General features: G+C 61.7%; 20 protein-coding genes. 13 read left to right on the forward strand and 7 right to left on the reverse strand.

Annotated elements, in window-relative coordinates:
* Positions 1-147: 147 nt before the first annotated feature.
* From AC1D17_RS11525 to AC1D17_RS11555, 7 genes are all read left to right on the forward strand, one after another.
* A complete protein-coding gene (locus AC1D17_RS11525) occupies positions 148-2,394 on the forward strand; it encodes a transglycosylase domain-containing protein (RefSeq protein WP_477565551.1) in 2,247 nt (748 codons plus the stop codon).
* A gap of 312 nt (positions 2,395-2,706) precedes the next feature.
* On the forward strand, positions 2,707-4,629 hold the full coding sequence (dnaK, locus tag AC1D17_RS11530; protein ID WP_477565552.1) for a molecular chaperone DnaK: 1,923 nt from the start codon (positions 2,707-2,709) through the stop codon (positions 4,627-4,629).
* 325 nt (positions 4,630-4,954) lie between these two features.
* Entirely contained in the window at positions 4,955-6,082 is a 1,128-nt protein-coding gene (gene dnaJ, locus AC1D17_RS11535; protein ID WP_477565553.1) for a molecular chaperone DnaJ, read from the forward strand.
* A gap of 102 nt (positions 6,083-6,184) precedes the next feature.
* Positions 6,185-6,904 carry a glutathione S-transferase gene (locus AC1D17_RS11540; RefSeq protein WP_477565554.1) on the forward strand — a complete coding sequence of 240 codons (720 nt, stop codon included), beginning with the start codon at positions 6,185-6,187 and terminating at the stop codon, positions 6,902-6,904.
* Between the two features lie 107 nt (positions 6,905-7,011).
* Positions 7,012-8,136 (forward strand): DNA replication/repair protein RecF, encoded by a 1,125-nt coding sequence (recF, locus tag AC1D17_RS11545; protein WP_477565555.1) that lies wholly within the window; start codon positions 7,012-7,014, stop codon positions 8,134-8,136.
* A gap of 13 nt (positions 8,137-8,149) precedes the next feature.
* A complete protein-coding gene (gene moeB / locus AC1D17_RS11550; protein ID WP_477565556.1) occupies positions 8,150-8,911 on the forward strand; it encodes a molybdopterin-synthase adenylyltransferase MoeB in 762 nt (253 codons plus the stop codon).
* Complete coding sequence (locus AC1D17_RS11555) at positions 8,908-9,399, forward strand: GNAT family N-acetyltransferase (protein WP_477565557.1); 492 nt, start codon at positions 8,908-8,910, stop codon at positions 9,397-9,399. The genes moeB and AC1D17_RS11555 overlap by 4 nt, the downstream gene beginning before the upstream one ends.
* 83 nt (positions 9,400-9,482) lie before the next feature.
* Here AC1D17_RS11555 and AC1D17_RS11560 read toward each other — a convergent pair whose 3' ends face one another.
* Together AC1D17_RS11560 and AC1D17_RS11565 are read right to left on the reverse strand one after the other, a co-directional pair.
* The gene (locus AC1D17_RS11560; protein ID WP_477565558.1) at positions 9,483-10,487 is read right to left on the reverse strand and encodes a 2-hydroxyacid dehydrogenase; all 1,005 of its coding nucleotides are present in this window, start codon (positions 10,485-10,487) and stop codon (positions 9,483-9,485) included.
* Positions 10,488-10,517: 30 nt separating this feature from the next.
* The gene (locus tag AC1D17_RS11565) at positions 10,518-10,685 is read right to left on the reverse strand and encodes a hypothetical protein (protein ID WP_477565559.1); all 168 of its coding nucleotides are present in this window, start codon (positions 10,683-10,685) and stop codon (positions 10,518-10,520) included.
* On the opposite strand from AC1D17_RS11565, the gene AC1D17_RS11570 reads away from it, so the two are divergent.
* A complete protein-coding gene (locus tag AC1D17_RS11570; protein ID WP_477565560.1) occupies positions 10,684-11,223 on the forward strand; it encodes an SH3 domain-containing protein in 540 nt (179 codons plus the stop codon). The two genes, AC1D17_RS11565 and AC1D17_RS11570, sit on opposite strands and share 2 nt — an antisense overlap.
* Positions 11,224-11,360: 137 nt before the next feature.
* On the opposite strand, the gene AC1D17_RS11575 is transcribed toward AC1D17_RS11570, so the two are convergent.
* Entirely contained in the window at positions 11,361-12,353 is a 993-nt protein-coding gene (locus AC1D17_RS11575) for an adenosine kinase (protein ID WP_477565561.1), read from the reverse strand.
* A gap of 140 nt (positions 12,354-12,493) precedes the next feature.
* Between AC1D17_RS11575 and AC1D17_RS11580 the strand changes: the two genes are divergently transcribed.
* Together AC1D17_RS11580 and AC1D17_RS11585 are read left to right on the forward strand one after the other, a co-directional pair.
* A complete protein-coding gene (locus AC1D17_RS11580) occupies positions 12,494-13,114 on the forward strand; it encodes a TetR/AcrR family transcriptional regulator (protein ID WP_477565562.1) in 621 nt (206 codons plus the stop codon).
* A gap of 95 nt (positions 13,115-13,209) precedes the next feature.
* Positions 13,210-14,379: an MFS transporter gene (locus AC1D17_RS11585; RefSeq protein WP_477565663.1), complete on the forward strand. Its 1,170-nt coding sequence runs from the start codon at positions 13,210-13,212 to the stop codon at positions 14,377-14,379.
* A gap of 6 nt (positions 14,380-14,385) precedes the next feature.
* On the opposite strand, the gene AC1D17_RS11590 is transcribed toward AC1D17_RS11585, so the two are convergent.
* Positions 14,386-14,811, reverse strand: coding sequence for a VOC family protein (locus AC1D17_RS11590; RefSeq protein ID WP_477565563.1), 426 nt, complete (start codon positions 14,809-14,811; stop codon positions 14,386-14,388).
* 83 nt (positions 14,812-14,894) lie between these two features.
* Between AC1D17_RS11590 and AC1D17_RS11595 the strand changes: the two genes are divergently transcribed.
* Positions 14,895-15,473, forward strand: a complete 579-nt coding sequence (locus tag AC1D17_RS11595; protein ID WP_477565564.1) for a TetR/AcrR family transcriptional regulator — start codon at positions 14,895-14,897, stop codon at positions 15,471-15,473.
* On the opposite strand, the gene nth is transcribed toward AC1D17_RS11595, so the two are convergent.
* Positions 15,466-16,230, reverse strand: coding sequence for an endonuclease III (nth, locus tag AC1D17_RS11600; protein ID WP_477565565.1), 765 nt, complete (start codon positions 16,228-16,230; stop codon positions 15,466-15,468). The genes AC1D17_RS11595 and nth overlap by 8 nt on opposite strands.
* Positions 16,231-16,252: 22 nt before the next feature.
* Between nth and AC1D17_RS11605 the strand changes: the two genes are divergently transcribed.
* Entirely contained in the window at positions 16,253-16,750 is a 498-nt protein-coding gene (locus tag AC1D17_RS11605) for a DUF2244 domain-containing protein (RefSeq protein WP_477565566.1), read from the forward strand.
* Between the two features lie 77 nt (positions 16,751-16,827).
* Positions 16,828-17,700, forward strand: a complete 873-nt coding sequence (locus tag AC1D17_RS11610) for a methylated-DNA--[protein]-cysteine S-methyltransferase (protein WP_477565567.1) — start codon at positions 16,828-16,830, stop codon at positions 17,698-17,700.
* A 54-nt stretch (positions 17,701-17,754) separates the two neighbouring features.
* Here AC1D17_RS11610 and AC1D17_RS11615 read toward each other — a convergent pair whose 3' ends face one another.
* Both AC1D17_RS11615 and dapB read right to left on the reverse strand, forming a co-directional pair.
* A complete protein-coding gene (locus AC1D17_RS11615; protein ID WP_264222960.1) occupies positions 17,755-18,390 on the reverse strand; it encodes a 2,3-bisphosphoglycerate-dependent phosphoglycerate mutase in 636 nt (211 codons plus the stop codon).
* A 26-nt stretch (positions 18,391-18,416) separates the two neighbouring features.
* Entirely contained in the window at positions 18,417-19,235 is an 819-nt protein-coding gene (gene dapB / locus AC1D17_RS11620) for a 4-hydroxy-tetrahydrodipicolinate reductase (RefSeq protein WP_477565568.1), read from the reverse strand.
* Positions 19,236-19,252 lie beyond the last annotated feature (17 nt).

The raw sequence follows: 19,252 nt of genomic DNA on the forward strand, positions 1-19,252 counted from the left end.
GAAAGCGCTTGATTTTAATAAAGCATGAATTTAACGCCCCCTTAAATCGCCGCATTTACACTTCATCGCACGGTGCGAAATCGTGCGTCGCGGCCTATGTGCCGTTAGCGCTCCCAAAACTCCCAGCTGGAGCTGACCCTTCCCGACATGGCAGGAAAACGGACATCAGGGCACAGGATAGAACCTTCCTTCGAGGGTGAGCGCGGTCGGGATGACGGCGATCTGCGCATGAACGCCGGCGAGCGTGTCGGCGGCGGGGGGCGGAAATCCGGCGGTTCGAAGTCTGCTGCGAAGAAGACCAGTGGGCGAAAAACCCGGCGGCGGGGTGGCTCGCGCGGTGGTGGCGGAGGCCTGACGGGCCTGATCCGGTCGCTGGTCTATTGGTGCGTGGTTGTCGGCATCTGGGGCGCCATCGGCGTCGGCGGGCTGGTGCTCTATTACGGGTCGCGCATGCCCAGTGCCACCAGTTGGGCTATCCCGGACCGGCCTCCGAACGTCAAGATCCTCGCCGTCAGCGGCGACATCATCGCCAATCGCGGCGCCACCGGCGGCGAGGCGCTGTCGCTCGAAAACATGTCGCCTTATATTCCGCAGGCCGTCATCGCCATCGAGGACCGGCGCTTCTATTCGCATTTCGGCGTCGATCCGCTCGGCCTGGCGCGCGCGATGCTGACCAACATTACCACCGGGCGCATGGTGCAGGGCGGCTCGACGCTCACCCAGCAGCTGGCCAAGAACCTGTTTCTCTCGCCGGAGCGCACACTGGAGCGCAAGGTGCAGGAAGTGCTGCTCTCCGTCTGGCTGGAGCAGAAATATACCAAGGACCAGATCCTGGCGATGTATCTGAACCGGGTATTCTTCGGTTCCAATGCCTATGGCGTCGAAGCGGCCTCGCGGCGCTACTTCAACAAATCTGCCCGTGATGTGAACCTGGGCGAGGCGGCCTTGCTCGCCGGGCTCCTGAAGGCGCCGTCACGCCTGTCGCCGGCGCGCGATCCGAAGGCTGCGGAAGAGCGGGCTCAGGTCGTGCTCGGCGCCATGCGCGAGGAAGGGTTCATTACCGACAGCGAGATCACGACCGCCATGTCTCAAACGCCGACCAAGGCGAAGAGCTTCTGGTCGGGAGCCCAGTATTATGTCGCCGACATGGTGATGGACCAGCTGCCGGGCATGGTCGGCGAGATCAGCCAGGACCTGATCGTCGATACGACGCTCGATCTCAATCTGGAAAAGAAGGCGGAGGAAACGCTGGCCGCCAGCCTTGACGAGTCCGGGCAGAAGCTGAACGTTTCGCAAGCCGCTCTGGTATCGATCGACGGCACCGGCGCCATCCGGGCTCTGGTCGGCGGCCGTGATTATGCCGACAGCCAGTTCGACCGCGCCGTCAAAGCCAAGCGCCAGCCGGGATCAGCCTTCAAACCTTTCGTTTACGCTGCCGCGATGGAAATCGGCCGCACACCGATGTCGATCCGCAATGACGCACCGGTCCGGATCGGCAATTGGACGCCGGAAAACTACGACCAGAAATATCGCGGCGAGGTGTCGCTTTCCACCGCGCTTGCCAACTCGCTCAACACCATCGCCGCCCAGCTGGTGATGGAGGTGGGGCCGCAGAACGTCATCAAGCTTGCGCACCGGCTCGGCATCGAATCCGAAATGCAGTCCAACGCCTCGATCGCGCTGGGAACCTCAGAGGTCAGCCTCGTCGAGCTGACATCGGCCTATGCGCCGTTCATGAACGGCGGCTTCAAGGCGACGCCGCATGTCATCCGGCGGATTTCGACGGCTGACGGCACCGTTCTTTATGAGAACACCTATGACAATCCGCCCCGGGTGCTCGATCCGGCTGTCGTCAGCGAGATGAACCAGATGATGGTCGGGGTAATCGATCATGGCACCGGCAAGGCTGCTCGGCTGAAGGGCTGGCAGGCGGCGGGTAAGTCGGGCACGACGCAGTCCTTCCGCGATGCGCTGTTCGTCGGCTTTACCAGTAATCTGACGACGGGGATCTGGTTCGGCAATGATGACGGAAAGTCGATGAAGAAGGTCACCGGTGGCGGTCTTCCGGCCAAAGCCTGGCACGATTACATGACCGCCGCCCACGAAGGCCTGTCGCCGTCTCCGATCTTTGGGACGACCGGTATCCAGCCGACATTCGACGACAATCAGGCAGCGCCGGAGAGCGTCGGCGATGTCATTTCCGGCACGTTCGGCAATGGGGCGGCGGACGAATTTCCGCAGGCACCTGTCGCCAATGGTCAGGCGGCGGGCGCGCAGGATTTCGATCAGCCTGCGCAAGCTGCGAATTCCGGGCTGACACCGCCGGCCGATGTCGGAGAAACCACCGGCGCAACGCGGCGAACCACGCTGTTTGATCTTCTGACCGGCGGTTGACCGTCTCCTCTTTCGTTCCTACCTTCTGCACTAAGGGAAAGAGCGTCGCCGGCGTGCGCGGGTTCAATAAATCGGGTATGAAGGTGAAATGCCGCCGTTCGGGGCGGGTCAAGCATTCGCTCTGTTTGCCCGGCGGCGCTTTGTTTTTGCGCGTTTTCGCCGTTCAAGATGCCTTGCAGTCCGAAACACTGCTCCTTATATACGCCCCATCACCGCAGTTTTCGCTGCGAATATTCCACAGACCATCCCGTTAGGGGCTGTCGCATGAATGCCTGACCGGGTTCTGACAGTCCGCTGCAAGGAGAGAACGACATGGCTAAAGTAATCGGTATCGACTTGGGAACGACCAACTCCTGCGTCTCCGTCATGGACGGCAAGGACGCGAAGGTCATTGAAAATGCTGAAGGTGCACGCACGACCCCGTCGATCGTTGCATTCAACGACGACGGCGAGCGCCTGACCGGCCAGCCGGCCAAGCGTCAGGCTGTCACCAACCCGGAAAACACGTTGTTTGCCATCAAGCGCCTGATCGGCCGCACGTTCGCGGATCCGACCACGCAAAAAGACAAGGGCATGGTGCCGTACAAGATCATCAAGGCCGACAATGGCGATGCCTGGGTCGAAGCGCACAACGAGAAGTATTCCCCGTCGCAGATCTCCGCCATGATCCTTCAGAAGATGAAGGAAACCGCCGAATCCTATCTCGGTGAAAAGGTCACACAGGCCGTCATCACCGTTCCCGCTTACTTCAACGACGCGCAGCGCCAGGCAACCAAGGATGCCGGCAAGATCGCCGGTCTCGAGGTGCTCCGCATCATCAACGAACCGACGGCAGCAGCACTCGCCTACGGCCTCGACAAGAAGGACGGCAAGACCATCGCCGTTTACGACTTGGGTGGCGGTACGTTCGATATCTCGGTTCTCGAAATCGGCGATGGCGTCTTCGAAGTGAAGTCGACCAACGGCGACACCTTCCTTGGCGGTGAAGACTTCGACATGCGTCTGGTCGAATATCTCGCAGCCGAGTTCAAGAAGGACCAGGGCATCGACCTGAAGAACGACAAGCTGGCCCTGCAGCGCCTCAAGGAAGCTGCCGAAAAGGCCAAGATCGAACTCTCCTCGTCGCAGCAGACCGAAATCAACCTGCCGTTCATCACGGCGGATGCCAGCGGTCCGAAGCACCTGACGATGAAGCTGTCGCGCGCCAAGTTCGAAAGCCTGGTCGATGAGCTGGTTCAGCGCACCGTCGCACCGTGCAAGGCAGCCCTCAAGGATGCCGGCGTCACCGCAGCCGAAATCGACGAAGTCGTTCTGGTCGGTGGCATGAGCCGCATGCCGAAGGTACAGGAAGTCGTCAAGCAGCTGTTCGGCAAGGAGCCGCACAAGGGCGTCAACCCGGATGAAGTGGTCGCCATGGGTGCTGCCATCCAGGCCGGCGTTCTGCAGGGCGACGTCAAGGACGTTCTGCTCCTCGACGTGACCCCGCTGTCGCTCGGCATCGAAACGCTCGGTGGCGTCTTCACCCGTCTGATCGAGCGCAACACGACGATCCCGACGAAGAAGTCGCAGACCTTCTCGACGGCCGAAGACAGCCAGAACGCCGTGACCATCCGCGTCAGCCAGGGCGAGCGCGAAATGGCCGCCGACAACAAACTGCTTGGCCAGTTCGATCTGGTCGGCATTCCGCCGGCACCGCGTGGCGTTCCGCAGATCGAAGTCACCTTCGATATCGACGCCAACGGCATCGTCCAGGTTTCGGCCAAGGACAAGGGCACCGGCAAGGAACATCAGATCCGGATCCAGGCATCGGGCGGTCTGTCCGACGCGGATATCGAGAAGATGGTCAAGGACGCCGAGGCCAATGCCGAGAGCGACAAGAAGCGCCGTGAAGGTGTTGAAGCCAAGAACCAGGCCGAAAGCCTGATTCATTCGTCGGAAAAGTCGCTGAAGGAATTCGGCGACAAGGTCACGGAAGCCGAGCGCACCGCGATCTCCGATGCGATCGCTTCGCTGAAGACTGCCGTCGAAGCCTCCGAGCCGGATGCTGAAGACATCAAGACCAAGACCCAGACGCTTCTTGAAGCCTCGATGAAGCTTGGTCAGGCGATGTATGAATCGCAGCAGACCGAAGCTGCCAATGCCGACGCGCAGGCCGATGCTGCCCGCGACGGCGACATCGTCGATGCCGACTATGAAGAAGTCAAAGACGAGGACGACCGCAAGAAGTCCGCATAAGCCTTCTTCGAGACACACCAACAGAGACCCGGAGCCTCAAGCTCCGGGTTTTTGTTTTCAGCCTGCTGATGATTGGCCCGCCAGAGCGGGCCGAAAGGCGGTTGGGTGACTGGACAATCGATTTCCGGTTGCAACGGGCTTGCTGACAGAGCACACACCGACAGTAAAACAGCGCGAATCCGTGCTTTTCCGACAAAAAACGACCGGGATAGTGTATTGCCTATGGTATCGCGCTTGAAGGTTTACTAAATCCTGTCGCAAGGAAATTTGGCGACCGCCGGGCAGCCGGTTTTGACGCGCCTATTCAACAGGACAATCTGCAAGTATGAAACGTGATCTTTACGAAACGCTCGGCGTTGCGAAAACAGCTGACGAGAAGGAGCTCAAGAGCGCTTTCCGCAAACTCGCAATGAAGTATCATCCGGACAAGAACCCTGGCGATGCGGAAGCTGAAAAGACGTTCAAGGAGATCAGCCTAGCCTACGAGATGCTCAAGGATCCACAGAAGCGGGCTGCCTATGACCGCTACGGCCACGCAGCGTTCGAGCAGGGCGGCATGGGAGGCGGAGCCGGTATGGGCGGCGGCGCTGGCGGCTTCTCCGATATCTTCGAGGACATCTTCGGCGAGATGATGGGCGGTGGCCGGCGGCAGCGGTCGTCGGGCGGCCGCGAGCGCGGCGCCGATCTTCGCTACAACATGGAAATCTCGCTGGAAGAGGCCTATGCCGGCAAGACGGCGCAGATCCGGGTCCCGACGTCGATCACCTGCGACGTCTGCACCGGTTCGGGCGCCAAGCCCGGCACCAAGCCGACCACCTGCGCCACCTGTCAGGGTTCCGGCCGTGTACGCGCGGCCCAAGGCTTCTTCTCGATCGAGCGCACCTGCCCGACCTGTCAGGGCCGCGGCCAGACGATTGCCGATCCGTGCGTCAAGTGCCACGGCCATGGCCGCGTCACCGAAGAGCGCTCGCTCTCGGTCAATATCCCGGCAGGCATCGAGGACGGCACGCGTATCCGCCTGTCCGGCGAGGGCGAGGCCGGACTTCGCGGCGGGCCTTCCGGCGATCTCTATATCTTCCTGTCGGTCAAGCCGCATGAGTTCTATCAGCGCGACGGCGCCGATCTCTACTGCAGCGTGCCGATCTCGATGACGACCGCAGCACTCGGTGGCAAGTTCGACGTGGCAACGCTCGACGGCACCAAGTCGCGCGTCTCGGTGCCGGAGGGCACGCAGGCCGGCAAGCAGTTCCGCCTGAAGGGCAAGGGCATGCCGGTGCTGCGCTCCAGCCAGGTCGGCGATCTCTACATCCAGATCCAGATCGAAACGCCGCAGAAGCTCACCAAGCGCCAGCGCGAGCTGCTGCGCGAATTCGAGGAGCTCTCCTCGAAGGACAACAATCCAGAATCGGCGGGCTTCTTTKCCCGCATGAAGGATTTCTTCGACATCGAGTGATCGTCGCAATCAGCGACTGGCCGAACGGACGTTCGGGAATATATATTGGCCGGAGGCAGCGATGCCTTCGGCCTTTTTCGTTTTMGGGAGGAGCGCGGCGTCATGACCTACGAGCTTTATTACTGGGATGGCATCCCCGGCCGGGGCGAATTTGTCCGTCTCGCGCTGGAGCAGGCTGGCGCGGACTATGTCGACGTCGCCCGCACCGATGGTGGCATGGCGCGGATGATGGCGATGATGAAGACCAAGACGGCAGGTGTCGCGCCGCTGGCACCGCCATTCCTGAAGGACGGCGAGTTTCTGGTTTCCCACGCCGCCAATATCCTGCTTTACCTGGGTAACAGGCTTGGTCTTGCACCTGACGATGAAGCCGGGCGCATCACCGCGCACGGCCTGCAGCTGACGATCACCGACTTCGTCGCTGAAGTTCACGACACCCATCATCCGATCGGCGTGTCGCTCTACTATGAAGACCAGAAGGACGAAGCGCTGCGGCGCGCCGGAAACTTCCTTGAAGAACGGCTGCCGAAATTCCTTGGCTATTTCGAACGGCAGTTGACGAAAAACAGGCAAGGCCAGGTTCATGCCCTGGGCGGCACGCTCACCTATGTCGACCTGTCGCTGTTTCACCTCGTCGAGGGCCTGTGTTACGCTTTTCCAAGCGCAATGACCGCGGCAGAACCGGATTATCCGCTTCTCGTTGCGCTCAACGCCCAGATCCGCGACCTGCCGCGGATCAAGGCGTATCTGGCTTCGGTGCGCCGCCTTGCCTTTAACGAACAGGGTATTTTCCGCTACTATCCGGAGCTTGACCGGTCATAAGCCCCGTCTAGTCCATTAAGCGGCGCTTGCAACATACGTCCATGTTCCGTCTTGCCATTGCCGTGCTCCGGGCTTAGCTCTCATCCGGACACGCAACCGGATTTCTCATGCCGCACAAGGTTTCTCTTACCCGTCTGAAGCTCAGTGATTTCCGCAACTATGCGGGACTGGCGCTCGATCTCGATGCGCGCCATGTGGTGCTGACCGGCGAGAACGGCGCGGGCAAGACCAATCTGATGGAGGCGGTTTCCTTCCTGTCGCCGGGTCGCGGGCTGCGCCGTGCCGCCTATGCCGATGTGGCGCGGGTGGGGGCCGAGACCGGCTTCTCGGTGTTTGCGGAACTCGATGGCATGGATGGTCCGGTCGAGATCGGCACGGGCACGGCGGGCGCTGAGGAAGGCCAGACGCGCCGCCTGCGGTTGAATGGCACGACGGCAAAGACGGTCGATGAACTGCTCGATCACCTGCGGGTGCTCTGGCTGACGCCGGCCATGGATGGTTTGTTCACCGGCGGCTCGGGCGACCGCCGCCGGTTTCTCGACCGGCTGGTGCTCTCGCTTGATCCCGAACACGGCCGCCGTGCCGCCGATTACGAGCGCGCCATGCGCAGCCGCAACAAGCTCCTGACCGAAGGCCGCCCCGACCCGGTCTGGCTGACGGGTCTTGAGCGGCAGATGGCGGAGCTTGGAATCTCGATGGCCCTGGCCCGGCAGGAAATGCTCGGTCTTTTGTCCGGTCTGGTGGATCGAAATCATGAAGGCGGCGTCTTTCCCGCCGCCGATCTGGCACTGTCGGGCTTTCTCGACGGAGAGTGGCATCGCCCGGCCTTCGATCTGGAAGAGCAGTATCTGGAAATGATGAAAAATGGCCGCTACCGCGATGCGGCGGCCGGCCGCACGCTGGATGGCCCGCACCGCAGCGATCTCTTGATCCGCCACCGCGCCAAGAACATGGAGGCCGCACGCTGCTCGACCGGTGAACAGAAGGCGCTTCTTGTGGGCCTGATCCTCGCCCATGCCCGCCTGGTCGGCAATATGACCGGCCATGCGCCGGTCCTGCTGCTCGACGAGATCGCCGCCCATCTCGACGTGGGCAGGCGGGCGGCGCTGTTCGATCTGGTCGACGATCTCGGCGGCCAGGCTTTCATGACCGGCACGGACCAGTCGATGTTTTCGGCTCTTGGCGATCGCGCGCGTTATCTCACCGTTGCCAACGGCACCGTTTCCGGGTGAGATGTTCGACATCATGAGCAAACAACCTCTTAATTCCGAAGAAATCCAGCGCTATGCCCGCCACATCATCCTGCCGGAGATCGGCGGGGCCGGGCAGCAGGCGCTGAAGGCAGCGCGCGTTCTGGTCATCGGCGCCGGCGGTCTGGGTGCCCCGGTGCTGCAATACCTCGCCGCCGCCGGAGTCGGCACGCTTGGCATCGTCGATGACGACACGGTTTCAATGTCGAACCTGCAGCGCCAGGTTGTCCACGGCACGCCGGATATCGGCCGTATCAAAGCTGACAGCGCCACGGATGCCCTGCAGCGGATCAACCCGCATGTGGCTGTGATCCGGCATGTGGAGCGGCTGGAGGCGGCCAATGCCGATGCGCTGTTTTCCGGTTATGACATCGTCGTCGATGGATCCGACAATTTCGCCACCCGCTATCTCGCAGCCGATACAGCGGAGCGCCTTGAAATCACCCTGGTAACGGCTGCCGTCGGCCGCTTCGACGGATCGCTCACGGTTCTTCAGCCATGGAGAACGTCGGCCGGCGGCCGCCTGAACCCCGGCTATCGCGATCTCTTTCCGGAACCGCCGCCGCCGGGTGTCGTTCCCTCCTGCGCGGAGGCCGGTATCGTCGGCGCGCTCACCGGCGTTCTCGGTACATTGCAGGCTATGGAAGTCATCAAGGTCATTACAGGCGCCGGCGAACCGCTGATCGGCCGTCTGTTGATGTATGACGGGCTGGCGGCTCGGTTTGAAACCATCAAGTATAGCCGGAAAACGCGATGAACCTTGTGCCGGTCGATGGTTCGTTCGGCGATTGGGATGCGCTTCTGGCGCTCATCCTTTCCTCCTTCGCCTATATGCAGCCGCGCATTGATCCGCCATCCTCCGCTTTGCATTTGACGCGTCAGTCGCTGGCGGAAAAGGCACGGGTGGAGAGGGCCTATGCAGCCCTCGACAAGGGCCGCCTGCTGGGCTGCGTCTTCTGCAAGCCAGAGCCGCCGGATTGTCTCTATATCGGCAAGCTTGCGGTTGCTCCGGACGCACAAGGCAAGGGTGTCGGGCGCCTGTTGCTAGAGGCGGCCGAGGCCTGTGCCGCCGAATGCGGACTTTCCAGGCTGCGCCTCGAAACACGGATCGAGCTTGCGGAAAACCACCGCGTTTTCGTCAAATGGGGCTTTGTGCGGACTGCGGAAGGCTGCCATCCCGGCTTTGCCCGACCGACCTTCGTCGAGATGCGCAAACCTCTCTACAGTGCCGTGCGTCATTCGTGACGGGCAAAGGTCGCCGGAGCACTTTTAAATCTGCTGCATGATTCCTTAAATCGATCCCGATTTCAGGAATTATGCAGTAGCGATCAGTCGCGGCCGGGCAGGACGCGGTCCGGCGGACGGTGTCCGTCGAAAAAGGTGCGGATGTTGATCACCACCTTGTCGCCCATGTCGATACGGCCCTCAAGCGTCGCCGAGCTCATATGCGGCAACAGCACGACCTTGCCTTCGCTCGCAAGCTTGACGAGCTTCGGATTGACGGCCGGCTCGTTCTCGAACACGTCAAGTCCCGCCCCGGCGATCTTGCCTTCGCGCAAGGATTTGATCAACGCGACCTCATCGACAATGCCGCCGCGGGCCGTGTTGACGATGTAGCTGGTCGGCTGCATCAGGGCTATCCGCCGGGCCGAGAGCAGGTGATATGTTGCGGGTGTGGACGGACAATTGACGGAGACGATATCGACGCGGGCAAGCATCTGGTCGAGGCTGTCCCAATAGGTCGCCTCCAGCTTTTCCTCGGTCTCGGCGCTGACGCGATGGCGGTTGTGATAGTGGATCGAAAGGCCGAAGGCCTTGGCGCGGCGGGCAACGGCGGTACCAATCCGGCCCATGCCGACAATGCCGATACGCTTGCCGGAAATGCGGCGTCCGAGCATCCAGGTCGGCGACCATCCGGCCCATTCCTCTTTCCTGTCGGTGAGGATCCGCGAACCCTCGGTCAGACGGCGGGGCACGGCAAGAATCAACGCCAGCGTCATGTCGGCCGTGTCTTCCGTCAACACGTTTGGCGTGTTGGTGACGGTGATGCCATGGCGTGCGGCGGCATCGATATCGATATGGTCGACACCGTTTGAAAAGCTTGAAATCAGCTTCAGCTGGGGTCCGGCCTGTTCGATCAGCGCCGCGTCGATCCGGTCGGTGAGGGTTGGGACGAGAACGTCCGCCCGCTTCACCGCCGCCACGAGCTCGGGTTGTGTTCGCGGCGTGTCGTCGATGTTGAGCTCTGCGTCGAACAGCTCGCGCATGCGCGTCTCGACGACATCTGGCAGTTTGCGGGTGATGTAGACCTTGGGTTTTTTCTTCGCGGTCATTGCTGCCTGCTTCGCCTTGTTGACGGGTTTTTAACCAAGATGAGTGATCGTTCTCCCTGCAGTTCCATTTACTACCAGACCCGGTGGGGAAGACAAACAAAACTCTAGATGTTCCCAGACGATTTGCTTGTCTTCGACGGGACCGGTCAGGGATTTAACTGCAAGCATCTGAATTTTTTGGAAAATGGATTTCGTCATGCGTCAGTTCCTTTCCAGGCTCGCTTTCGCCGCTGCAGTCACCCTGTCCCTCGTTGGGACCGAGGCGGCGCCAGCCTTTGCCCAGGCGGCCAAGGGCGCCAGCGGCTTGCCGTTGCCACGCTTCGTCAGCCTGAAATCCAAGAGCGTCAATCTGCGCGTCGGTCCGAGTGTCGATTATGCGGTCGCCTGGCGTTACCTCAAGGCGGGCGTGCCGGTTGAAGTGACCCAGGAATATGACAACTGGCGCAAGATCCGCGATGCCGACGGCACCGAAGGCTGGGTCAACCAGGCGCTGCTGTCGGGCGACCGTACAGCCGTCGCTGCCCCCTGGATGCGCGGCAAGGGCGAGGGCGTTTTCGTCAACATGCGGCACGATCCACAGGCCGGCGGTGCCATCGTCGCGCGGATTGAGCCGGGCGTCGTCGTCCATGTCGGCGAGTGCAACGGCGAATGGTGCCGCGCCGAGGCGCAAGGCGCGGAAGGCTGGATTTCCCAGGGTGAAATCTGGGGCGCCTATCCGGGCGAAGCCTTCAAGTAGGATTTTCGCCTACTGCATAATTCCATAAATCGGAATCGATTTAAGGAAAAATGATGCAGCAAATTTAAAGTGCGACAGGGCCGCGCGTCATGAATGACGCGCGGCCCTGTCGATAGAGTATTGATGACGAGGCCCGGTCAGAGCAGACCGGCTTCCTTTGCTGCCGCAGACAGCGAGATCATCGGGCGTGGGCCGACCTGCTCGATGACGATGCCGGCCGCGAGGCTGCCAAGCCTGCCGCAGTCTGCCAATGTCCGTCCCGTCGTATAGCCATGCAGGAAGCCGGCAGCATAGAGATCGCCCGCTCCTGTCGTATCGACAACACGGCTGACCGTCGTAGCCTCGACCTTGACCCGCTCGTCGCCCTTGAGGATGATCGAGCCTTCTTCGCTCAGTGTCACCGCGGCAAGCTTGCAATCCTTGGAGATCATCGCCAGCGCCTGCTCGAAATCGTCCGTTTCATACAGTGCCAGGGCCTCTGCCCGGTTGGCAAAGACGATATCGACGGTGCCGGAGCGCATCAGGTCGAGGAACTCGGCCCTGTAGCGGTGGACGCAGAAACTGTCGGACAGCGTCATCGCCACTTCACGGCCATTCTCATGGGCGATGCGGGCGCATTCGCGGATCGCGTCCTTGGCCAGCGGCGGGTCCCACAGGTACCCTTCGAAATAGGTGACGGCCGCATCCGCGACCACGGACGGCTCGACATCGTCGGGTCCAAGCTCGACGCAGGCGCCCAGATAGGTGTTCATCGAGCGCTCGCCGTCTTCGGTGACGAAGATCATCGAGCGGGCTGTCGGCGGAAGCTCATCGAGCGGCCTGGTCTCGAAATGCACGCCCTGGGCGCGAATGTCATGGGTGAAGATCTCGCCGAGCTGATCGTTGGCGACCTTGCCGAAATAGGCAGCCCGGCCGCCAAGGTTGGCGACGCCCGCCGCCGTATTGCCGGCGCTGCCGCCGGAGGCTTCAAGTGCCGGTCCCATGCGCGAATAAAGCAGCTCGGCCCTATCCGCATCGATCAGGTTCATCGCGCTCTTGATGATGCCGTTGTGGACAAGGAATGCATCGTCACAGCGCGCAATGATATCCACAATCGCATTGCCGATCGTGAGCACGTCGAATTTTGTCATCCGGAACCGCCTGGAATGTTTGTGTCAGTCGGTGACCGGTAATAGCGGATTTCCGCGACTTTGGAAGTGGAAAGCGAAAAAGAACGGTGACACGCAGATTTTACTTGATATAGGAAACGATCGTTTCCTATATAGCGTTCATGGAAATCACAACCGAAGCCCCACAGCAACATCGGCCGCGCGGCCGCCCTCGTGAGTTTGACGCCGATGCTGCGCTCGATCGTGCCATCGCCGTTTTCTCGGTGCGCGGCTATCACGGCACGGCGATCAGCGATCTTGCGGATGCAATGCAATTGACGCCCGGCAGCCTCTACAAGGCGTTCAAGGACAAGCGCGGCATCCTGCTCGCCGCCTTCGACCGCTACCGCGTTGTTCGCAGTACGAAGCTCAGGGCGGCGATCGCGCCCTTTCCGGCCGGGCGGGACAAGATCCGGGCCGCGCTGCAGTTTTATGCCGAGGCCGCCCATGGCGAACTCGGTCAACGCGGCTGTCTCGTCATTGCGACCGCGGCGGAACTGGCGGTAACCGATCCCGTTGCCGCAGAGCGGGTCGAGGTCGCGCACGCCACCAACGAAGCGGTGATGAAAGACTGTGTTGTGCTTGGCCAGTCGGACGGATCGATATCCGCCAATATCGATGCAGCCGAGACGGCCCGTGCGCTGCTGTGCCTGCTGCAGGGCATGCGCATCGTCGGGAAGACCGGCCGCAGCCGCGCTGAAATGATGGCTGTCGCCGATGTGGCGATGAAGCTTCTCGATTGAAGAATCACTGATTTTTGAAAGTGGAGACGACCGTGACCAGTATCGCGAGCCCGGGTGAAATTGCTTTAGAACCCAAGCCTACCGAACCCAAAGCGATGTCATCGGCGATGACGTTCCTTCTGGCCGCCGCCTGCGGCCTGATCGCCGCCAATCTCTATTACGCCCAGCCGCTGATCGGCCCGATCAGCGCGTCGCTGGGCCTCTCCCCGGGAGCAGCGGGGCTGATCGTGACGCTGACGCAGATCGGCTACGGCCTCGGCCTGCTCTTCATCGTGCCGCTCGGCGATCTCTTTGAAAATCGCAAACTGATCCTTTCGGTCATGGCGCTCGGAACGATAGCTGTGGTTGGTGCCGGGCTCGCCTCGACGCCGCTACCGTTTCTGGCCTCGGCGTTCTTCATCGGTCTTGGCTCCGTTGCCATACAGATCATCGTGCCCTATGCGGCGCATATGGCACCGGAGGCGCATCGCGGCCAGGCTGTTGGCAATGTCATGAGCGGCCTGATGGTCGGCATCATGCTGGCGCGCCCCACCTCAAGCTTCATCGCCGAGTTCCTGCCCTGGCATATGGTCTTCTTCCTCTCGGCGGCGGTGCTGGTCATGCTTGCCGTGGTTCTCGCCCGCGCGCTGCCACCACGCATTCCGCAGACGGGCTTGAGCTATCGCGCCCTGCTCGCATCGATGGCTCGTCTGGTTGTCACCACGCCGATCCTGCGCCGCCGCTCGTTGTACCAGGCCTGCATGTTTGCCGCCTTCAGCCTGTTCTGGACAACGACGCCGCTTCTGCTTTCCGGGCCGGAATTCGGCCTGTCGCAGGGACAGATCGCGCTGTTTGCACTGGCCGGCGCCGCCGGCGCCATCGCAGCCCCGATCGGCGGGCGGCTTGCCGATAAGGGCTGGAGCTACATCGCGACCCGCTTGGCAATGCTTTCGGTCGCGGCCGCCTTTCTCATCACCCACCTCGCGCCGGCCGGATCGATGCTAGCGCTCGGCTTGCTGACATTTGCCGCGATCCTGCTGGATTTCGGTGTCACGACCAATCTGGTGCTCGGCCAGCGTGCCATCTTCGTGCTCGGTGCCGAATACCGCAGCCGTCTGAACGGGCTTTATATGGCGACCTTCTTTGCCGGCGGCGCCATCGGTTCGGCGCTCGGCGGCTGGCTTTATGCCCAAGGCGGCTGGTGGGCCGCTTCAATGCTGGGCCTGGCGCTGCCGGTCTTGGCACTTGTCCATTCGCTGACAGAGCGCAGGCCGGTTGCTGCCTGAGCGCGATCAGGCGGGCAGTGCGGACGCATTGTACTGTGCCGCGAACTCAGCTGTCGGCGGGATCGGCTTGATCACGTCGATCAGCACACCGTTCGGGTCTGCGATGATGAAATGGCGCTGGCCGAAATCCTCGTCGCAGATCGCCTTGAGGATCGGCAGGCCGGCTGCCTGGAACTCCGCATACAGGGCATCCGGATCCTCGACTTCGACATTCAGAAGCAGCCCGGCAACGGTTCCGCGCCCGCTTTCCGGAATGGTATGGTGAGTGCCGTCCAGGACAGCCAGCGTGACACGTTCATCCAGCTTCGATTGCAGATGCACGTACCAGTCGCTGCTGAACAGCGCCTCGAAACGAAGATGCCGCATGTAGAATTCAGCGGTCCCTTTGACATCGCCGGTCATGATGACGGGATAGTAGCTGGTGATTTTCATGGCTTTCTTCTCCTTCGAAATTAACATACAATCTGTTTGTATCTTTAAATAATATACATACAGACTGTATGTAAAGGTGGAAAATGCGACGCAGCAACAGCGAGCGGACCGAAACCATGCGGGCGGCATTGATCGCGGCGGCCCGGGGACTTTTTGTGGAAAAAGGGTATGCGGACACATCGACACCCGACATTGTCGCGGCGGCGGGCGTGACGCGCGGCGCCCTCTATCATCACTTCGAGAATAAGAAAGCCCTCTTCGCCGCCGTTGTCGCCGAAGAGGCCCGGAAGGTAAGCGAGGAAATCGAAAGCGCCTCGGCAGGCTCAGCGACAGCCCGCGACGGCATTCTCGACGGGACGCGGGCCTATTTCGATGCCCTGACTGTGCCTGGACGTATCAGGCTTTTGCTGCTGGACGGCCCTTCCGTCCTTGGGGCGGATACGATGCAGTGGCTGAACGAGGAACATTCGGAAGCCAGCCTCAAGGAGGGACTCAGGGAGCTTTTCGCCGCCAGCGGCAAGGCTCCGGACCTGCTGGATGCTTTTGCCGGCCTTCTCGGCGCGGCATTTGATCGGGCAGCCCTTGCAATTGCCGCCGGTGCCAGCCGCAAGGAATACGAGCAGGCAATCACCGCCCTGATCGACGGTATTTCCGTCAGATAATCTGCGCCGGCAGCTCGACCAGCGGTGCCGGCATCTCGCTGGTCTTTTCCGCCGCCTTGCAGATGTCGGCAATCACGCAAGCGGTACATTCCGGCTTGCGCGCCTTGCAGCAATAGCGCCCATGCAGGATCAGCCAGTGATGCGCATGGTAGAGATAGCGATCGGGGACGATCCGCATCAGCTGATCTTCCACCTCGTCCGGGGTTTTTCCCGGTGCCAGACAGAGCCGGTTGGCGATGCGGAAGATATGCGTATCGACCGCCATGGTCGCATGCCCGAAGGCCATCGAGAGCACCACATTGGCGGTCTTGCGGCCGACACCGGGCAGGGTGATCAGTTCCTCGCGGGTGCGGGGCACCTCGCCGCCGAACTCGGCGATCAGCTTTTCGCTGAGCGCGATGACGTTCTTCGCCTTGTTGCGGTAGAGCCCGATGGTCTTGATGTAGTCGCGAACCCGCTCCTCGCCGAGCTCGACCATCTTTTCCGGCGTGTCGGCGATGGCGAAGAGCGCCCGGGTCGCCTTGTTGACGCCCGCATCCGTCGCCTGTGCCGACAGCGCCACCGCGACCACCAGCGTGAACGGATTGACGTGTTCCAGTTCGCCCTTCGGCTCGGGCCGCTGGATCGAGAAACGGCGGAAAATCTCCTCGATTTCCGCCTTGCTGTAGATGGTTTTCGGCTTTGTCCTGGCGCGGCCGGTTGTCGCGGATTTTGCTTTCACCGGCTTGACTGCTGATTTTGGCTTCACGTTTTTCATGATGCATCTATAGTCATTCGTCATGAACGATGGCAACGCCGAGATATCGAGTGAGGAGCAGCCGGTTTTCGCCGCCGAGCTGACACCCTACCGTTCGCTCGGGATCAAGGGCTTCAAGGTTTTCCTGCTCATCGCCGCCCTGATGAGCCTCGTCCATATCTTCGTCTTCGTCGTCATCGGTGCCTGGCCGATCGTCTTTTTCTTCGGGCTGGATTTCCTGCTGCTGTTCGGCGCGTTCTGGCTGAACTATCGCTCCGCCCGCGCCCGCGAGGAAATCAGCGTTTCGCGTACCGACGTCTCCGTGCGCAAGTTCACGCCGGCCGGCCGGATGACCGAACACCGGTTCAACCTATTTTGGGCGCGGTTCAATATTTCCCGTCACCAGGAAATCGGCATCGTCTCGATGGAGATCAGCGACCGGCGGCGTGCGACCGATATCGGCTCCTTCCTCAACCGCGACGACCGGGAAACCTTCGCCACCGCCTTTTCCGGCGCGCTGGCAACCGTGAAACGCCGCTAGAGTATCCATTTTGGTCAAGAATCGGGTGGCGATACCCCTGCCGGAGTGATTATCTCTTTTCTCAAGGAGATACGAACATGGATATCAAGACATCGATTCCCGCCGATATCACGCCGCACGGCAGCGATTACGAGATCGTCAGCCGGGTGGTCGAATTGCTGACCGAGAACTATCGCGATCAGCCGTCTCTTGACGCCATTGCCAGCGATCTCGGCCAGTCGCCGACACAGCTGCAGAAGACCTTTACCCGCTGGGCGGGCCTGTCGCCGAAGGCGTTTCTTCAGGCCGTGACGCTCGATCACGCCAAGCGGCTGCTGCGCCAGGAAGAGCTGCCGCTTCTGGAGACCAGTTTTGAACTCGGTCTCTCAGGTCCATCACGGCTGCACGACCTGTTCGTCACCCACGAGGCGATGTCGCCGGGCGAATGGAAGCTGCGCGGCGGCGGGCTGACCATTCGTTACGGATTCCATCCGTGCCCGTTCGGCGTGGCGCTGGTGATGATCACCGATCGCGGCCTTGCCGGTCTCGCCTTCAATGACGCTGGCGATGAAAAGGCCAGCTTCGAGGATATGGCGGGCCGCTGGCCGAACGCCCGGTTTGTCGAGGACAGCGCAGCAACCGCCGGATATGCGGCCCGCATTTTCGATGCTCGGGAATGGAATGCGGAAGAACCATTGCGCGTCGTGCTGATCGGCTCCGATTTCCAGATCCGCGTCTGGGAATCGCTGTTGAAGATCCCCATGGGCAAGGCCGTAACCTATTCGGACATCGCCTGCGATATCGGTCAGCCCACCGCTTCGCGCGCCGTCGGCGCCGCCGTCGGCCGCAACCCGATATCGTTCGTCGTTCCCTGTCATCGGGCGCTCGGCAAGAGCGGCGCGCTCACCGGCTACCATTGGGGTCTCACCCGCAAGCGGGCGATGCTGGGCTGGGAAGCGGGCAAGGTCTGACATGAAAAGGGCCGCATAAGCGGCCCAAATCATTTTTCATAAAATGAAATCCGCTCAGTGCGCGCCGGACATGTCGCCCAGAACTTCCTTGGAAGCGACGGTGGAATCGGCTTTCAGCTTGTAGACCATCGGCACGCCGGTGGCGAGATTGACCGAGAGGATCTGCTCGCGGTCGAGGCGGTCGAGCACCATTAGCAGCGAGCGCAGCGAATTGCCGTGGGCGGCAACCAGGACCTTCTGGCCGGCCAGCACGCGCGGCAGGATATCGGTCATGTAGTAGGGCCAGACGCGGGCGCCGGTGTCCTTCAGGCTTTCGCCGCCCGGCGGCGGTACGTCGTAGGAGCGGCGCCAGATATGCACCTGTTCCTCGCCCCACCTGGCGCGGGCATCGTCCTTGTTGAGGCCGGAGAGATCGCCGTAGTCGCGCTCGTTCAGCGCCTGGTCCTTGATGGTCTCCAGGTCGGGCTGGCCGAGATTGTCGAGGATGAGCGTCAATGTGTGCTGGGCTCGTATCAGCGCCGATGTGAAGGCGACGTCGAACTTGATGCCGTAATCGGCGAGCGCCTTGCCGCCGGCATTGGCTTCCTCGATGCCGAGCGCTGTCAGGTCAGGGTCCTTCCAGCCGGTAAACAGGTTCTTCAGGTTCCAGTCGCTCTGGCCGTGACGCACAAGGACGAGGGTGCCGCTCATAGGAATTTCTCCGGGAGTTTTAAAGGTTAGGACAGCCCGAGCACGTCGAGCATGGAGTAGAAGCCGGGTTTCTGGGCGCGTGCCCAGAGCGCCGCGGTAACGGCGCCGCGGGCAAAGATCGCCCGGTCGGTCGCGGAATGGGACAGCGTCACCTGCTCGCCTTCGCCGGCAAGGATGACGGAGTGCTCGCCGATCACCGAACCGCCGCGCAGCGTGGCAAAACCGATGGTTCCGGCAACGCGCGCGCCGGTATGGCCATCGCGCACCCGCACGGAATGTTCGGCAAGGCCGACATCCCGGCCCCTGGCGGCAGCTTCGCCGAGCAGCAGCGCTGTGCCCGAAGGTGCGTCCACCTTGTGCTTGTGGTGCATTTCGAGGATTTCGATATCCCAGTTCTCCGGGCCGAGCGCGCGTGCCGCCTGTTGGGTCAACACGCCAAGAAGGTTGACGCCTAGGCTCATATTGCCGGATTTGACAATACGGGCATGCCGGCCGGCCGCCTTGAACTTCGCTTCATCGTCCACCGAGCAGCCGGTGGTGCCAATGACATGAACGATACGTGCCTGCGCAGCGAGACCGGAAAACTCTACGGAGGTGGCAGGCGAGGTGAAGTCGAGAACGCCTTCGGCCTCGACAAAGGCTTCGAGCGGCTTGTCGGTGATAACAACGCCGATCGGTCCAAGGCCGGCAATCTCGCCGGCGTCACGGCCGATGAATGCGGAGCCCGGCCGTGCGACAGCGGCGAACACGGTGGCGCCCGGCATAGCATGGATGGTGCGGATCAGCGTCTGGCCCATCCGGCCTGCGGCACCGACCACCACGAGTTTCATGTCTGTCCCGCTCATGCCCGTCCCAATTCCCG

This window comes from Pararhizobium sp. P1_E7 (assembly GCF_056405855.1).